Annotated in this window: 15 protein-coding genes; 9 read left to right on the top strand and 6 right to left on the bottom strand. The window is 44.5% G+C overall.

All coding sequences use genetic code 11. The annotated features are described in order from the left end of the window. Positions 1–122: 122 nt before the first annotated feature. From PSBA01_RS00250 to purF, 9 genes are all read left to right on the top strand, one after another. Positions 123–782, top strand: a complete 660-nt coding sequence (locus PSBA01_RS00250) for a nitroreductase (protein WP_186474703.1) — start codon at positions 123–125, stop codon at positions 780–782. A gap of 123 nt (positions 783–905) precedes the next feature. Next, positions 906–2,222, top strand: a complete 1,317-nt coding sequence (locus tag PSBA01_RS00245; protein WP_186474702.1) for an NAD(P)H-dependent glycerol-3-phosphate dehydrogenase — start codon at positions 906–908, stop codon at positions 2,220–2,222. Positions 2,223–2,282: 60 nt separating this feature from the next. Next, positions 2,283–2,741: a SixA phosphatase family protein gene (locus PSBA01_RS00240; protein WP_186474701.1), complete on the top strand. Its 459-nt coding sequence runs from the start codon at positions 2,283–2,285 to the stop codon at positions 2,739–2,741. A 155-nt stretch (positions 2,742–2,896) separates the two neighbouring features. Then, entirely contained in the window at positions 2,897–4,192 is a 1,296-nt protein-coding gene (gene gspL / locus PSBA01_RS00235; RefSeq protein ID WP_186474700.1) for a type II secretion system protein GspL, read from the top strand. A 33-nt stretch (positions 4,193–4,225) separates the two neighbouring features. Continuing rightward, positions 4,226–4,795 (top strand): type II secretion system protein GspM, encoded by a 570-nt coding sequence (gene gspM / locus PSBA01_RS00230; protein ID WP_186474699.1) that lies wholly within the window; start codon positions 4,226–4,228, stop codon positions 4,793–4,795. A gap of 281 nt (positions 4,796–5,076) precedes the next feature. After that, on the top strand, positions 5,077–5,478 hold the full coding sequence (locus PSBA01_RS00225; RefSeq protein ID WP_075106217.1) for a DUF4870 family protein: 402 nt from the start codon (positions 5,077–5,079) through the stop codon (positions 5,476–5,478). A 224-nt stretch (positions 5,479–5,702) separates the two neighbouring features. Continuing rightward, positions 5,703–6,737: a quinone-dependent dihydroorotate dehydrogenase gene (locus PSBA01_RS00220; RefSeq protein ID WP_058024983.1), complete on the top strand. Its 1,035-nt coding sequence runs from the start codon at positions 5,703–5,705 to the stop codon at positions 6,735–6,737. Between the two features lie 30 nt (positions 6,738–6,767). Further along, the gene (locus PSBA01_RS00215) at positions 6,768–7,265 is read left to right on the top strand and encodes a CvpA family protein (protein WP_186474698.1); all 498 of its coding nucleotides are present in this window, start codon (positions 6,768–6,770) and stop codon (positions 7,263–7,265) included. A gap of 206 nt (positions 7,266–7,471) precedes the next feature. Beyond that, positions 7,472–9,007, top strand: coding sequence for an amidophosphoribosyltransferase (purF, locus tag PSBA01_RS00210; protein WP_093070936.1), 1,536 nt, complete (start codon positions 7,472–7,474; stop codon positions 9,005–9,007). Positions 9,008–9,129: 122 nt separating this feature from the next. Here the strand turns inward: purF and PSBA01_RS00205 are convergent, their stop codons facing one another. The 6 genes from PSBA01_RS00205 to yajC form a co-directional block, all read right to left on the bottom strand. After that, positions 9,130–9,489, bottom strand: a complete 360-nt coding sequence (locus PSBA01_RS00205) for an AzlD domain-containing protein (protein ID WP_093070939.1) — start codon at positions 9,487–9,489, stop codon at positions 9,130–9,132. Then, positions 9,479–10,210 carry an AzlC family ABC transporter permease gene (locus PSBA01_RS00200; RefSeq protein ID WP_093070941.1) on the bottom strand — a complete coding sequence of 244 codons (732 nt, stop codon included), beginning with the start codon at positions 10,208–10,210 and terminating at the stop codon, positions 9,479–9,481. The genes PSBA01_RS00205 and PSBA01_RS00200 overlap by 11 nt, the downstream gene beginning before the upstream one ends. Positions 10,211–10,321: 111 nt before the next feature. Next, on the bottom strand, positions 10,322–11,731 hold the full coding sequence (locus PSBA01_RS00195) for an MATE family efflux transporter (protein WP_093070944.1): 1,410 nt from the start codon (positions 11,729–11,731) through the stop codon (positions 10,322–10,324). A gap of 234 nt (positions 11,732–11,965) precedes the next feature. Further along, a complete protein-coding gene (secF, locus tag PSBA01_RS00190) occupies positions 11,966–13,228 on the bottom strand; it encodes a protein translocase subunit SecF (RefSeq protein WP_071001388.1) in 1,263 nt (420 codons plus the stop codon). Positions 13,229–13,237: 9 nt separating this feature from the next. Continuing rightward, entirely contained in the window at positions 13,238–15,115 is a 1,878-nt protein-coding gene (secD, locus tag PSBA01_RS00185; RefSeq protein ID WP_186474697.1) for a protein translocase subunit SecD, read from the bottom strand. A 407-nt stretch (positions 15,116–15,522) separates the two neighbouring features. After that, positions 15,523–15,852: a preprotein translocase subunit YajC gene (yajC, locus tag PSBA01_RS00180; RefSeq protein ID WP_071001390.1), complete on the bottom strand. Its 330-nt coding sequence runs from the start codon at positions 15,850–15,852 to the stop codon at positions 15,523–15,525. Between the last annotated feature and the right edge of the window lie 309 nt (positions 15,853–16,161).

Here is a 16,161-nt window from a genome sequence, read left to right as displayed (position 1 = left end):
AAAACGGCATTGCTAGAGCTCAAATGTTTTTTAGCATTCGGTGCTTAGTATTTTCAATGACAAGTATCAGATTTAAAAGTAGTTCGTGAAAAGAAATAAATAATAATAAGTAAGGACAGGCAATGACGACAACAGATGAAAATAACCAAGCGCCACAGGACAATAAACTGCCCGTTAAAAATGTAGCCACAAATGATGTCTCAGCTAGCAGTGAAGCGCTGATTGGTTGGATTAATTCAAGACGCAGCATGGGCAATTTGGATACACCAGCCCCAACGCGGGATCAAATCGAGTCTGCTATTGGGTGTGCAGCGACAGCGCCCGATCACAAAAAACTGCGTCCATGGCGCTTTATTGTGACGCAAGGCGAGGCACGTCACGAGTTAGGTAATGCTTTGGTAGCCGCAGCAAAAGAAAAAGCGCTCAAAGAGGGCGAAGAGCTGTCTGAGAAAACCATCAAAAAAACCCATACCATGCCGTTCCGAGCACCTGTTATCATAACGGTCGTGACGCAAATGCAAGAACATAAAAAAGTGCCACCCTTTGAGCAAATGCTAAGTGCAGGTGCTGCTGTGCAAAATTTGATACTGGCACTCAAAGCTCAGGGATTTAGTACAGTTTGGCGTACTGGGCTGTTATGTAATGAGCCTGCGGTAAAAGCTTATTTTGATGTGGGTCCAGATGATTATGTGACCGCTTTTGTTTATACTGGTACTAGTCCAAAAGATGAGTCCAAACGCAAACCTATTGATATCGAGCCGTTAGTACGCTTCGAGTCGTAATTTGACTCAGTGCTGTCTCTTGGTAAAATTATTACCTCAAAAAGACCGCGAGCCCGAGTATCGGAGATATCTGGGAACAGTAGCTCCTATTGAGAATAAGTCAGTCAACATGGATAAAAGAACATGACAAGTCCTAACGATAGCAATAAAAATAACAACAGCGCTAACAATGAGGCGGGCAACAATACGTCTGAAAAACAAAACGGTATGTTGGCAGGTATCTTAGAGCGTGCAAGTAAGTCAGGCATCGGTCGTAAAAAATCAACGCCCAGTCCAGTTGAGTCGGCAGTCGCAAAAGACATGGCAGAGATTCACAGCAACCCTACCAAGCTGCGTTTGGCGTTTTTAGGTGGTGGTAGCTTTGGTACGGCAATGGCAAACTTGGCTGCGCGTAATGGCTGCGATGCTACGCTGTGGGTACGTAATAAACGTACTGTAAAAGCGATGGCAAAAACTCAAACTAATAAAAAATATCTGCCTGGCTACAAGCTTGATGACCGTTTGAAATACAGTCATGATTTGGCGGCTACCGTCAAAGACAAAGATATTATCTTTATCGCCGTGCCGGGATTGGCTTTTCGCGAAACGGTAAAAAACATTGCGCCTTTGATCAGTGGGCAGTCTATCGTATCGTTGACCAAAGGGATGGAGAAAGATACCTTTGCTATGATGAGCGACATTATTAAAGAAGTGTTGCCTGAAGTGAATTTCGGTGTTATGTCAGGGCCAAACCTTGCCATAGAAATCATGAAAAACATGCCGTCTGCCACGGTGATTGCAAGTGAGTCTGAGCCATTGCGTCATGCGGTACAAGCGGCCTTACACAGTGCATTCTTTAGAGTGTTCGCGAGTGATGATGTACGCGGTGTCGAGCTTGGCGGCGCGCTCAAAAACATCTATGCCATCGCCATGGGTATGGCAGCTGCTTATGAAGTGGGTGAAAATACCAAAGCAATGATCCTTACTCGTGCCTTGGCAGAAATGAGTCGTTTCGGTGTTGAAGAGGGGGCCAATCCGCTAACCTTTTTAGGTTTGTCAGGAGTGGGGGATTTATATGCCACTTGTAGCTCAGAGTTAAGCCGCAACTATCGTATTGGTAATATGCTCGGTCGCGGCATGAGTATTGATGCTGCCGTCAAAAAACTGGGTCAAACTGCTGAAGGGGTCAATACGATTCAGCAAGTCCACGAAAAAGCCACTAAAGCGGGCATCTATATGCCTATCACCCATGCGCTCTATGCGGTCATTTATGAAGATAAAGCAGCATTAGGCGTGGCACTACATTTGATGGAAGCGGGATTCCGTAGTGATGTTGAGTTTGTGATGGCGCATGATCATAGCAATGCTGCGCTTACCGCTCATATGAAAAACTCCAGTAACAGCGCTAAAGACAATACCAAAGACGACACCAAAAGTAAAAATAGCGATGCTGATAAGTAAGATATTTTATTAAAAGGTACTATTGAGAGACAGTGCTAACTCCGCGCACCAAGGAAGGTTATGAAAATTATATTAGTACGTCATGGTCAAGCTGAAGATGAGACGCGTCCGGATAGTGCGCGTCAGCTGACTGACTTTGGTCAACAGCAAGCGGCACAGACGGCAGAGTATGTGACCACACACTATCATCCAGATTGTTTTATCGTCAGTCCTTATGATAGGGCGCAGCAGACGCTGGCTGCATTCCAGTCACGAATGCCCAACGTACTTTCAACAGTACAAGATAATATCACGCCCTCTGATGATGCCCGTGAGGCTTTAATTGATATTGCGAATATTGATGCAGACTGTCTGGTCGTTGTTTGTCATATGTCAATCGTCGCTTATATCGCAGGCTTGTTGACTGGTGATTATCCTGAGTCATTCTCTTTGGCAGAAGCCAGAGTGTTTGAAATGGAGTTTGTTATGACTGGGATGGCCACTGAAGTGGATCGTTTTGTACCTGACCAACCATACTAGGCTAGCCATTTCTTAGATAGGGTGAATTCAGAGTGAGGCAATCATGCCAATTAAGCGACTGGCTCAGCAGATAAAATGACTCAATCCTTTCTAAATAGTAGCACTGCTTCATCACAGTACTTTTATAACCGCAGCAATAATCGAGGACACGTTTAGTGTTACATGTTTGGTTACGAGCGCAGCATAGTCCGCTAGCTGTCTGGCGCGAAGATGTACAGCAATGGCAGACGGTTGATGGTTGGCAACAGTTACAAACTCTCTATGGTCATCATAAATCGAATGGCCAAAAGGCAATTTGTTTATATTTTCCCTCAAGTCATGTATTGCAAGTAGACACAGCGCTTAATACTGCTCAGCTCAAGCAGCTGGGCAATAGTGGTAAGCAGTATTTGTTTGAAGAAACCTCCCTAACGCCAGTTGAGCAATTGGTTATTCGTCAGTTGAGCCATGCTGATACGACGCAGCTTTACGCATTGGCACAAAGCGATATTGAGTCATGGCAGCAAATTGCTCAGCTCGTGGGTATGAATATAGTGGCACTACTGCCAGATTTCCTATTACTGCCACCGCCAGAAGAAGGTGCAGGTCAGCAAGTGACATTATATCAAGACGAGCAGACTCTGCTATTGCGCCAATCATTGCGCCAAGGTATGGCTGTCAGCTATTTGCCGTTGATCTTTGAGCGCTTTCCGCATTTAAGCGAAGTGATGTTGCTGACTTCTATTGAAGCCAATAGCCTTGCTATTAGTGATTTAGCCACTAATAAAATGGATAGTATGGGTATCAATGATAACCCAGCAACATCAGCGACTACCAGTTCTATGGCGCAAACTAAAGCGCTGATTGCTGATCACCAGCTGTTATTAACGAGCTTGCCCACGACACCAGCGCCCATTGACAACCCAGAACGTCATGCGCTGAATTTCTTTATCAAATCAACCGACTCACAGTTATCACCGTATCTACGGGTAGCAATGATGGTTGCGTTATCGGCTTTAGTGCTACAGATGGCAACCGATGGGGTGCAGTGGTACCAGTATAATGAGGCAACAGCTGCCACCAAGACTGAAATAGCAGCGCAGTATCAATCTTGGTTCACTGATGAGCCCCTCAGCACTCGAACCAAGCTCCAAGTACAATTACAGCCAAAACTGCTTAGCGACAGCCAGGCACCTGCATCACACATGGCAGCGCTGTCAAAGATATCACCCTTAATCAAACAATCTTCACTGCGTGCGCAGACGCTAGTGATGCAGCCATCTGCACTCAGTTTTACACTCATTGCACCTGATCGTGGCAGTTTGGATCAATTCACGAGCACGCTAGTAGCGCAAGGTTTGAATGCCAAGCTTGCGCAAGTGAGTAGTAATGATCAAGGTCAATTTAGTGCTCAGGTCACTGTGGATGTGGTGGAAAACAGCGATACGGCGAACACTTCGGCAGCATCATAATTCATCAGTGTATTGGTAAGAAAAGGTCAAAACATGAAACGATTACAGCGCCGTACCAAACGCAGTGCAGCTGTCTCTGCAACCAATACTAAAACGCACGCATTCTCTGAGCGTATGAGCAGTTACCAAAATATGCTATCAACGCGCTGGCAAGCATTACCGCCACGCGATCAGCTAGCGTTAGCTATATTATCCGTATTTTTGTTGGTATTTATCGGCGGTTATGGTGGTTATAGCATTCATCAAGCGGCAAAAGAGAGCGAAAATGATTATCAGGAACAAGTGGCTGATTATTTTTGGTTGCGGGCGCAAGCAGGTAATATCGATAGTAATGCATTAAGTGCTGGCAATAACGCTAATGGAGAGGCTGACATGCCGCCTGCCAATCGCATTAGTGCGCTGCTAAATACCACAGGAATTACAGATGCTCAGGTCGTTGCGGCTGGTGATTCGGTGCAGTTAAGCTTTATCCACCCCAGTCAAGCTGTCGTAAGTACCGCTCTTGGCAAGTTAGAGCAGCAAGGTTGGCAGTTCACGCAGTTATCCATGCAGCAAGACCTAACGAATAAATCTATCCAAGTGCAAGCCACTGTCACTTTATAACTCGATACTGTTTAGTGGCAGGTATGGGCTTAATAGTAGAATATGAGTAACAGAACATGATATGTTCCAATCCAATTTATTAGTAACTCGCTTTTCAAATGGCATTTTGAGTTAGATGTCATTGAAAAGCCTTTTATCTGTCACCATTAAATGTTTATTAGCCACTGCTAACGATAGATATTTAGCGTAAAGCACTTTCTTCATAACGATACTGATGAGCATAGCTTTCAGCAGACAAGATTACTGACCAGCAAGGACAACGCAAACCAATGAGTGACAGTATGAGCAACGATAAGCGCCGTTCTTTAACCATTTACAATCACATCACTTATTTCTTATATGTGATTAGCTATTTTACCGCTGGTCTGCTGTGGATCGTGCCGATTGTGATGAATTATGCCAAGCGCCACGATGCTGATGATACATGGTTATCCACGCATTTTGATTGGCAAATCAAAACGTTTTGGTACAGTATCGTTTGGTTTATTATCGGTATTGTCATCACAGCTTTTGCTTTAGGTGGTTTTGGTGTGAGTATGCTAGCTGATAGTGGCAATATCGCTATTGGTTCGACGTTACTGGCTGGCTTTGGTCTGTTGATTGTGACATTCACCTTTATCTGGCATTTATATCGAATTATACGTGGTTGGATTGCACTCACTGACGGCCGCCCAGTACCTTGATATAATATACTAGTTGTCTTTCGCTGTTGATTCAGTTGAGCTTAAAAGACAGTGAATTATTATGGCTATTTAATAAATGCTTGTATGCGCTGACGGTGGGTTAAATGTAGAAATTTACCGTGTGAAACTTTGCGCTTGTTTCTGTTAAGCTGATATAATCGCTCCGCCTGATTTCATTCATATTCTTTATCCACTATTTCTTTCGAGCAGGGTTTGCCATCACTATGTCTTATGCCTTACTTCGTCCTTTTTTGTTTAATATGGATCCCGAACACGCCCATGAGATGACGCTATCTTTATTAGATAAAGCACATAAAGCGCGTGTTTTAGGTTTGGCGTATGGTCAGTCAATGCAGCCTACTGACTGTATGGGATTACAGTTCTCTAATCCAGTGGGTCTGGCAGCAGGACTGGATAAAAACGGTGACTACATTGACGCGCTGGCTGAGCTGGGTTTTGGTTTTATAGAAGTAGGTACGGTCACGCCAAGACCGCAAGCAGGCAACGATAGGCCAAGACTGTTTAGAATCAAGCAAGCAGACGCCATCATCAACCGTATGGGTTTTAACAATGAAGGCGTTGATTATCTGATTGATAATGTCAAACGCTGTAAATACAAAGGCAATATCGGTATCAACATTGGTAAAAATGCCGACACGCCGGTAGAGCAAGCCGCAGACGATTATGTGTATTGCTTAGAGCGTGTGTACCCACATGCCTCATATATCACGGTAAATATCTCATCACCAAACACCAAAAACTTACGTGATTTGCAAAGTGGTGAGGCCCTGACCCAGCTGATGGATACAATTAAAAACCGTCACAGTCAACTAGCCACCGAATATGGTTTTTATGTGCCATTGGTGCTCAAGGTTGCACCTGATCTAGAGCCATTGCAAGTTGACTATATCTCACAGCAATTATTAGACTTTGAAATTGACGGTTTGATTGCAACCAATACGACACTGAGCCGCGTGGGTGTCGAAGACTTACGTGATGGTGATCAAATGGGCGGCTTGTCAGGTCGTCCGGTGAGCCACATTAGTACCCAGATTTTACAACAGTTCTCTGATCAGCTAGATGGTAAAGTTGCTTTGATAGGTGTGGGTGGCATCGATAGTGGTGCCAAAGCCGTCAAAAAAATCGAAGCAGGTGCAGACATGGTACAGCTCTATACAGGTCTTATATATAGAGGACCTGGGCTAGTACAGTCTTGTATTCAAGCAATCGGTGGCTATTATGATGCCATGGAAAGCTAGCAGCATGGATAAATTGATGAGGCACAAAATATGAGCGTTCTAGATATTGTGATTGCTATTGTTGTCTTGATTGGTTTGTGGCGCGGCTTTCAAGTTGGCCTGATCAAAACAGCTGTGGGCTTAGTAGGCTGGTTTATCGCTCTTATCGCTGCGACTCGGCTCGCAGGATCGGTGTCGCCTCAGTTGTCTGGTGTTGTCCAAAGTCCCGTACTACAAATGGCCCTGGCCTTTTTGCTGGTGGTGATTGTGATATTGGCGGTTATGCACTTGGTGGCTTTTGTATTCTCAGGTGTGCTCAAGACACTGCGTCTGGGCGTGGTCGATAAAATGGCGGGCGGGGTGCTTGGTGCTGCCAAAAATGTACTCATGGTATTGGTTGTGTTAAGTGTGACTGCGCCACTACTAGTACAAATGCCGCAATGGCAAACCTCAGTCCTTGCCCCTGAGCTGCTACCTTATGCACCTATGGGGAAAGCATTGGTATCAGATGTGTTGGGCATGGCTTGGGATCAAGTCAATCAGTCGTAATTTTCTATTGTTCTAATTCTTTTTATACTTCTAAACGTTTACATGTGTCATTGATCATCGAAAACAGATGATCAAAAATTATCATGAAGTTTCTTGCAAAATCATCAGGTTAGCGGTGGACGACAGTGCGTGATTTTAGCCACATACTGTCAGCAGTTTTGCCGTTATTGTCGTACTAATGTATGAGTTAAATAGGATATAGCTATATGTGTGGAGTCATTGGAGTTGCAGCTCATGAGCCAGTCAATCAGATACTTTATGACGGTTTAACGATGCTACAGCATCGCGGGCAAGATGCAGCAGGTATTGTTACTTTGCAAGATGGTCGACTTTACCTACGTAAAGAAAACGGTATGGTACGTGACGTATTTATGAATCGTCACATGATGAAGCTGGTCGGTAAGTTTGGTATCGGTCACGTTCGTTACCCAACTGCTGGTACTTCTAGTAGCGCTGAAGCCCAGCCATTTTATGTTAACTCACCTTATGGTATCACGCTTGCGCATAATGGCAACTTGACCAATGCTGAGAGTTTGGCAAAGTCTTTGTATATCGAAGATCGTCGCCACCTCAATACCGATTCAGATTCTGAAGTGCTGCTGAACGTACTCGCACATGAGATGCAAAATCTAGGTAAGACGCATCCAACAGCCGATGACATCTTTGAAGCGGTAAAAGCCGTTTATAGACGCTGTGAAGGGGCTTATGGCGTTGTGGCCTTGATTACTGGTCATGGATTACTAGCGTTCCGCGATCCAAACGGTATTCGTCCGCTTATCTTTGGTAAGCGCATGGCAGAAAACGGCGGCACCGAATATATGGTCGCCTCTGAATCAGTCGCATTGACAGGTTCTGGCTTCACTATCGTTCGTGATGTAAAACCAGGCGAAGCTATTTTTATTGATTTGAACCATAAGCTACATACGTATCAATGCGTAGCGCCAAAAGAATATACGCCTTGTATCTTTGAATATGTGTACTTTGCCCGTCCAGATTCTATTATGGATAATATCTCAGTTTATAAATCACGCCTACGTATGGGTGAAAAATTGGCTGACAAAATCCTTGCAGAGTGGGGCGAAGATCATGACATTGACGTGGTCATCCCGATTCCAGATACTTCACGTACCTCAGCGATGGAGCTGGCGCTAAAAATGAACGTCAAGTACCGTGAAGGGTTTATGAAAAACCGCTATATCGGTCGTACGTTTATCATGCCAGGTCAACAGCAGCGCAAAAAGTCCGTTCGTCAAAAGCTAAGCGCGGTGCCGTTAGAGTTTAAAGGCAAAAACGTACTATTGGTTGATGATTCAATCGTTCGTGGTACGACGTGTCATGAGATCATTCAAATGGCGCGTGATGCAGGTGCTAATAAAGTGTTTTTTGCGAGTGCCGCGCCACCAGTCAAGTTTCCAAACGTATACGGCATTGACATGCCAGTGCGTACCGAGCTGATTGCCTCAGGCAATAGTGTTGAGGAAGTACGTGAGATCATTGGTGCTGACCGTCTGATCTTCCAAGACCTAGATGATTTGATCGATGCCGTCAAAGATACCAAGCACAGCAGAGTCGAAGGGTTTGATTGTGCTGTATTTAATGGCTGCTACATTACTGGCCAGATCAATGAAGCGTATCTTGACCATCTGCAAGAGCAGCGTAATGATACGGCCAAGACTGGTAAAAAAGGCGTGCAGATAGTGGCTGATACCCCAGTCGATATGATGGGTGTTGAAGAGCTTTAAGCCAGATAGCAATAAATATATTGCTTGAAAATAAAAAGCTGGATTCTATTAAGAGTCCAGCTTTTTTTTTCCAAAAATACCAGTAAAATCAATACTGAATGTTGGTATAAGGTTAGCTGCTGTTAAGTCAAAAAGTTGGTAAATATCCAGACAAAACCATTGATCGCGGCAATACCAACGACCATGCTAACCAAGAGCTGGCGGCTAATATGGTAAATAAAGAGTACCAGTACAAGTGCGCAAACCTGTGCCATTAACAGATGTAGCTCAGGATCACTCAAGGCAATATCCACTGGCAAGTTCTGATATGACAGACTGGTTAAGATAAGTAGCACCATCACTGACAACGGTAAGCTCTCATTCAGTCGATGTAGCCAAGGCGTATCTAAAACTTTTCTAGGGATTAATGCTGGTAACGCACGAGTGATGAACGTCACTGCCGCCATCGCAAGCGTCGCAAAAATAAGATAACTACTGGTCATAAGATTCTCCTATTTCATGACGCTGCATCCAAAATCCACGTACCAAAATCATCAACATACAGATAGTGATAGCCACCAACAATAACCAATCGCTAGTGAATAAAGACGCGACAATCAAGCCAATGACAGCGATGCCAATGGGGAAATAACGTTTAATACTTTGAAATTGCTCATAAGCCAAAATTGCAAACAGACAAACCAAGGCAAAATCCAAATGTGGAATTAAGTCACTAAGCGTACTTCCAATTATCACGCCGATGGCACTCGCGAGCACCCACCAGCTTTGGTTAAATAAGCTAATAGGGAGTATGAGTGCTTGTCGTGCCTCGTTTGGCAAACTGGTCATGACTGAAAAGGTCTCGTCAGTCAGGGCAAATAAGCAATACGTTTTTGCCAGTTTATGTTTTGGTAGATATTGCAATAGTGGTATACCATAAAACACGTGGCGTAAATTAATGGCGGCGATATTGGTCGCGATATTACCGATCGGCAGACCAGCGCTTAGCATTGGCAAACAAGCATATTGAGCCGCTCCAGCATAGAGCACAATGCTGAGCATAACCGTTGCCCATACAGGAATACCAGCAACTTGTGCAAGTACACCAAAGGCAATACCAGCAGGCAGATATCCCATGGCAACGGGCAAGCTTTTTTTGAAGCCCTCAGTCCAATCGTGAGTGCGTTCTTTTTGATGACTGAGTTCGTTTGAATGAGTGGTCACATGGCATCCTAAATTTTCTTACACTGTTTTTATAAACGGATTGTTTTACACTTAAAAATAAACACTGTATTGCGTCAAAACGGTATGTGATGGCTGTACAATAAAAAGTGTTTAAGCCTCTGGCTGTAGCTTCTCATAACTACCTGATTGATGAGCACGGTACAAAAATCCGCCTAAGATAATTAGCCTCAATAGCAGTAAGCACCATACACTCAGCCAAATACCGGTCATATCCCATTGCTGATAAAGCAGCCAGCTCAACGGAAAGAAAATAGCAGCTAGTATCAGTGCAGCATTACGAATCACATTGCCTGCTGTCAAACCAAAAAATATACCATCTAACCAGTAGGCTCCAACACCCACGAGGGGTAACAATACGGCATATAGGTGGTACTTATAGGCGAGGGCAAACACCGATTCAATATTGGTCATAAAATCTAGATAACTTGGCATTGCAAGCCACCAGATAGCGCTCAGCAGGATTGCTAGGCTATAACTGACAATGCCCGTGCGTTTTATGATCATCAAAAAACGTGGCCAGTCACGCCGACCAGCAGCTTGCCCACTTAACGTCTCAGCAGAGACAGCAACGCCATCAAGTGCAAAAGCTGAGATGCTCAATACCTGTAGTAAAATGGCATTGGCGGCCAATATCACATCGCCACTTTGAGCCGATAGCCGAGTAATCCAAGCAAAACTGAGCGTTAAGATAAGAGTACGGACAAAAATATCTTTATTTAAAGAAAATAGCCTAAGCATTTTATTTTTTGTAAAATGCTGCTTATCTGCTCTGAGTAAAGCTGTCCATGATACCTTTAAGTGATGGCGGCTTAGTGATAACGCTAGTAACACACCTAACCAAAACGCAATGGTCGTACCCAATGCCACACCAACCAAGCCCATATTCATAATGAACACAAAAAATAAAGTCAGCACGATATTGATCAGAGCAATAAATCCCTGCTGATACAGCATATATCGTGTCTTGCCTTGCCCTGCAAACCAACCTATAAAGGCAAAGTTCATCAGCTCAGCGATCACTCCCCAAAATCGCACATCCAAATAGATTTTTGCAGCGCGACCACTTTCAGGATTGGCTGATAACACTTGTAACCCAACATCGATCAGCCACGGTTTGGCCAGTAGCAAAACTGCGCCGATTAAGAAGGCTAATAACAACGCGCGCTGTAAAATAGACAGTAACGGTGACGCTGTTGTCGCAGTGCGCCCATTGTTATCAGTATGATTGGCCAGTTGTCCTAAAGCTTGCGCGGATAAACCAGAGGAGGCGTATTGTAAAAAGTTAAAGCTAACGAGCAACAAGGACAACAGCTGTATTGCCAAACCCATGCCAGCCAGTTTGGCCGTCTCATTCATATTACCGACAATCGCTGTGTCGATCACACTTTGCAATGGCATGGCGAGATTGGCCAATAGGACAGGTAGGGCAATGGCAATGATACGCTTATAGCTGGTATCGATAGGCGGCATGACGTTGGATGCTGAGGTATTGGCTGGCATTGGTGGCTCGTTTATACTGAGGCGATAAAGAGGGCAATATATTATTTGGTTTTGGCAAAGCAGCAGTGCAACGCATTTGATAAGTGAGGCAAAATTGCTATAAAGACAAAAGCACCTAGACTCATTATTCATAAGTCAGGTGCTCTTGTCGAAACATTATTACTATTTCATCAGCGATAATACAAAGGCTAACCGTACGCTACATAAGTGTACTATGTCCTCTAATATACCTTACTAGACGTTGTCTTGCTCAAACATTTTTGGATCATTGAAGGTGACAATCTCTTCTTCAAACTCTGGCTTCACTTTTACGATAAAATCATCGCGTGATAGACCCATGCGTAATGGAATCGAGCTTGCAATATAGGTCGATGAGTAAGTACCTGCAAGTAGACCAATAAATAGCGCGACTGAGAACCAGTATAGCCCTTCACCGCCTAGGAACAACATGGCCAATACGACCAATAGGACTGTTGAGATGGTCATGATGGTACGGCGTAGGGTTTCGGTCAAAGACAAGTCAATCGTCTGCTCTGGGGTAATACCACGGACACGGCGGAAGTTTTCGCGGATACGGTCATAAACCACAATCGTATCGTTCAATGAATAACCAATCAACGCTAATACAGCAGCTAATACCGTTAAGTCAAAAGGGAAGCCAAATAGCGCAAATACACCAATGGTCACCACTGCATCATGAAATAGTGACAGCACAGCACCAAGCGACAATTTGAACTGGAATCGTAGCGCTACATAGCCCAGCATACAAACCAATGCCAACACCAATGCCATAACGGAGTTTAGATAAACCTCATTACCCACTTGGCTACCAATGATATTGACGTTACTGATAGTAGCGGTATTGTTAGGCAATGCTAATGCTTGAGTTAGGTCAGTATTCAGCCCATCCACATTATCAGACTGGGGCGGTAGTCGTACCAGTAGCTCTTCACGTGTACCGAGATATTGAACGACAGCATCATCAAAACCATTGTCTGCCAGTGCTTGTACAACAGCAACTTGCTCAACAGGCTGCTCATAACGCACGTCTGCTGAGACACCGCCCGTAAAATCAAGACCCAAGTTCAGACCGTTGACGGCAATAGCAATGATACTACCGATCACCATAAATAAAGATAGCAGCGCCATTGGCTTTTCTATCTTCATAAAGGGAATGATGCGCTGATTACCAACGGCTTTGATACCGCCCTCAGCCATGGCTGCGGCATCATCAGCCGCGTCACTTGCTGCTAGGTTAGGATCAACAGCAGTAGAGAGGGCTTGATTGTCTGTACCAGCTTGGCCTTTACCACCACGGCGGCCACTACTTTTGCCAGATTTGGTGGTAGTTGGGTTATTGGTTTTGGTATTGCTACCTTTGCCATCACGGCGTGGTTTTTTGCGGCGGCGGGTACTTGCAGTAGTCGCATCACCGTTCGAGCCATTTCGATCAGGATTATTCTGCTGTTCTAAAGGGTTATTATTTTCGATCGCCATAATGTTCTCCTAACCGATGCTCAGACTTTTGATGGATTTACGCTTACCATAAGCAATTTGTACCAGTGCACGCGTCACCAAAATAGCGGTAAACAGTGAGCTGACAATACCAATAGCTAGCGTAACCGCAAAGCCTTTAATCGGACCCGTACCAATCGCAAATAGGATAAACGCGACCAATAAGGTTGTGATGTTGGCATCAAAAATACTACTAAATGCCCGATCAAAACCTGCCACGATGGCAGATTTTGGCCGTACCCCATTGGCAATCTCTTCTCGTATCCGCTCAAAGATCAGTACGTTGGCATCAACCGCCATACCAATGGTCAAGACGATACCAGCAATACCAGGTAGCGTCAGTGACGAACCCAAAATTGACATAATCGCAATAATAATAATAACGTTCACCGCCAATGCCACGTTGGCAATCACACCAAATAGGCGATAGAAGATAATCATAAATACGAAGACTAATAAATAGCCGACCTGCGTAGAGAATAAGCCTTTATCAATGTTCTCTTGACCCAGCGATGGGCCAATGGTGCGTTCTTCTACAAAGTACATTGGTGCGGCAAGTGCACCTGAGCGCAGTAGTAGCGCAAGCTCAGCGGCCTCAGCTGTGCTATCAAGACCAGTAATACGGAATGATGAACCCAGTACTGCTTGAATATTGGCACGGTTAATGACCTTGGTTTCAGCATAAGGCGTACGTACTTCAGTTGTCTCACCAGTCGCTGGATCTTCTTCGTAAGTGATTCTTTGCTTGTTTTCAATGAACAATACAGCCATCTGCTTGCCGACAGCGGTGCGAGTGGCGTTTTGCATGAGCTTACCACCAGCACTGTCTAGCGTGATGCTCACTTCTGGCGAGCCGTTTTCGTCGACGCCTGTCTGTGCATTGGTCACTTTATCGCCCGTGACGATCGCTTGGCGATCTAGCAACACTGGTGGACCATCGAGTGTCTCAAATGGGAATGCTTCAGTACCTGCTGGAGGAATACCGCCTGTGTAGGTATCAGCGTCTTCTGCCACCATACGGAACTCAAGGTTGGCAGTACGTCCAAGGACACGTTTTGCTTCAGCAGTGTCTTGTACGCCTGGCAGCTCGACCACGATACGGCTAGAGCCTTGAGATTGTACCAATGCTTCAGTCACACCCAGCTCGGCAATACGGTTACGTAGCGTTGTTAAGTTTTGATTGACCGCGTAACTATTGATTTCGTCAAGCGTTGCGTCGTTATATGACAATACCAATGCAGGACCTTGGTTATCAATTGAAGATTGCAAGTTGAAGGTATTGCTCATCGAGCCTTGCAAAATGTTTTGCGCACGATTACGGGTATCTGTATCAGCAAAATGTAGTACAACGCCGCGGTCTTCGGTTTTTATACCTTTAATCGCCACTCGCTCAGCACGTAACTCGCGTCGCATAACACGACTGGCGCTGTTCAAGCGCTGTTCAAGCGCCTTGTCCATATCGACTTCTAGTACAAAACGTACACCACCGCGTAAATCAAGGCCAAGTTTCATCGGTCTGGCACCGATATCACGCAGCCACTGCGGGGTCGTTTGTGCTAAGTTGAGAGCGACCACATAGTCCTCACCCAAGTTTTGACGTAGTACTTCTTGCGCTTTTAGCTGATCGACTGGGTTGTTGAGACGTACCAGTGCACTGTTGCCCTCAAACGTACCATTATGATTCTCTAGACCTGCCTCTTCGAGTAAGCTTTGAGACTGGGTCAAGATACCTTCAGACAGTTGAGTCCCTGCTGCTGCGCTCGTAATCTGCACGGCAGGTTCGTCAGGGTATAAGTTAGGAGCAGCATATAGACCGGCAATGATGAGCACGACGGCAATAAGTAAGTATTTCCAAGCGGGATATTGCATAATCACTTCTTTAAGTTGATAAACGACTGGCGACGTGAGCCACAAGTTAGCAGATGGGAAGTTAGCGACAGCAATGGCTGACTGCTATATTTAGCAGGCTCCATTATTCATCAGGCTCCATTGCGATCATCCGCGGTGATAGTAAAACATAAAACAGTAAAGCAAATAATACAGACGTATCTTTATCGAGTCACCAAGAATATCATTGGTGAAACAGGCAAAGTCAATATATCTACAGGCTAGGCTAGCTTATATAACAGCCGTACCTTACTACCTTAATAGCGACTACCTTAATAGCGAAAAATGACCGTAAATGATATACGGTCATTATTTGGTCATTGCACCCAGTGGTGATACGACCATTAAATTACTACCGATAAAGCTCAGTAATAATTAAACGTTTTCGATTAAACGCTTTCGATTGTGCCAGCAGGCAATACTGAAATAACAGAAGCACGTTGCACTTTGACATCCGTGTTGTTATTTAAGCTCACAACTGCATAATCGCCTTCTATCGCTTTGATACGACCCATCAAACCACCAGCAAAGATGATTTCGTTGCCAACCGTCAATGCATTCACCATGGCACGGTGCTCTTTGGTACGCTTAGACTGCGGGCGAATGACCAAAAAGTAAAAAATGGCAAAAAAAGCAACAGGAAGTAAAATCTGACCGAATAGCGATCCAGCACCAGCGGCTTCTGGTGCAGCATGGGCAGCTTGAATAAATAAGCTCATAATGTCTCTCAGTGGTTCATAGATAATAATAAAATTAGACGCATAGTAACAAAAAATCCCAGACTTGGTAACTGTTAATCATAGGCTGAGCGTGTTTTTGTTGATGTAATGGCAGAGAATAAGCCGCCGGATAGCAGGATAATATTTTTGCTATATCAAATATATGATGCCAAAATGATCAATATCATATGCCATTGAGCCAAATAATATTGAGGCAATACCAAACAATAAAAGTCACCAAAAAATAAAAACTTAAAAATAGTGACTTATTGTGAAAAGATATCATCAATGCTACTATCAAATGGCAAT

Source organism: Psychrobacter sp. KCTC 72983 (assembly GCF_014280455.1).
Taxonomy (GTDB): domain Bacteria; phylum Pseudomonadota; class Gammaproteobacteria; order Pseudomonadales; family Moraxellaceae; genus Psychrobacter; species Psychrobacter pacificensis.
This window is presented reverse-complemented; position numbering and strand designations above follow the sequence as displayed.

Coding starts and splice junctions, on each gene's coding strand:
- PSBA01_RS00215 (WP_186474698.1), top strand. CDS start 6,768: ATGAGCGTTCTAGATATTGTGATTGCTATTGTTGTCTTGATTGGTTTG.
- secD (WP_186474697.1), bottom strand. CDS start 15,115: ATGCAATATCCCGCTTGGAAATACTTACTTATTGCCGTCGTGCTCATC.
- gspM (WP_186474699.1), top strand. CDS start 4,226: ATGAAACGATTACAGCGCCGTACCAAACGCAGTGCAGCTGTCTCTGCA.
- secF (WP_071001388.1), bottom strand. CDS start 13,228: ATGGCGATCGAAAATAATAACCCTTTAGAACAGCAGAATAATCCTGAT.
- PSBA01_RS00245 (WP_186474702.1), top strand. CDS start 906: ATGACAAGTCCTAACGATAGCAATAAAAATAACAACAGCGCTAACAAT.
- PSBA01_RS00250 (WP_186474703.1), top strand. CDS start 123: ATGACGACAACAGATGAAAATAACCAAGCGCCACAGGACAATAAACTG.
- PSBA01_RS00225 (WP_075106217.1), top strand. CDS start 5,077: ATGAGCAACGATAAGCGCCGTTCTTTAACCATTTACAATCACATCACT.
- yajC (WP_071001390.1), bottom strand. CDS start 15,852: ATGAGCTTATTTATTCAAGCTGCCCATGCTGCACCAGAAGCCGCTGGT.
- PSBA01_RS00195 (WP_093070944.1), bottom strand. CDS start 11,731: ATGCCAGCCAATACCTCAGCATCCAACGTCATGCCGCCTATCGATACC.
- purF (WP_093070936.1), top strand. CDS start 7,472: ATGTGTGGAGTCATTGGAGTTGCAGCTCATGAGCCAGTCAATCAGATA.
- PSBA01_RS00205 (WP_093070939.1), bottom strand. CDS start 9,489: ATGACCAGTAGTTATCTTATTTTTGCGACGCTTGCGATGGCGGCAGTG.
- PSBA01_RS00240 (WP_186474701.1), top strand. CDS start 2,283: ATGAAAATTATATTAGTACGTCATGGTCAAGCTGAAGATGAGACGCGT.
- PSBA01_RS00220 (WP_058024983.1), top strand. CDS start 5,703: ATGTCTTATGCCTTACTTCGTCCTTTTTTGTTTAATATGGATCCCGAA.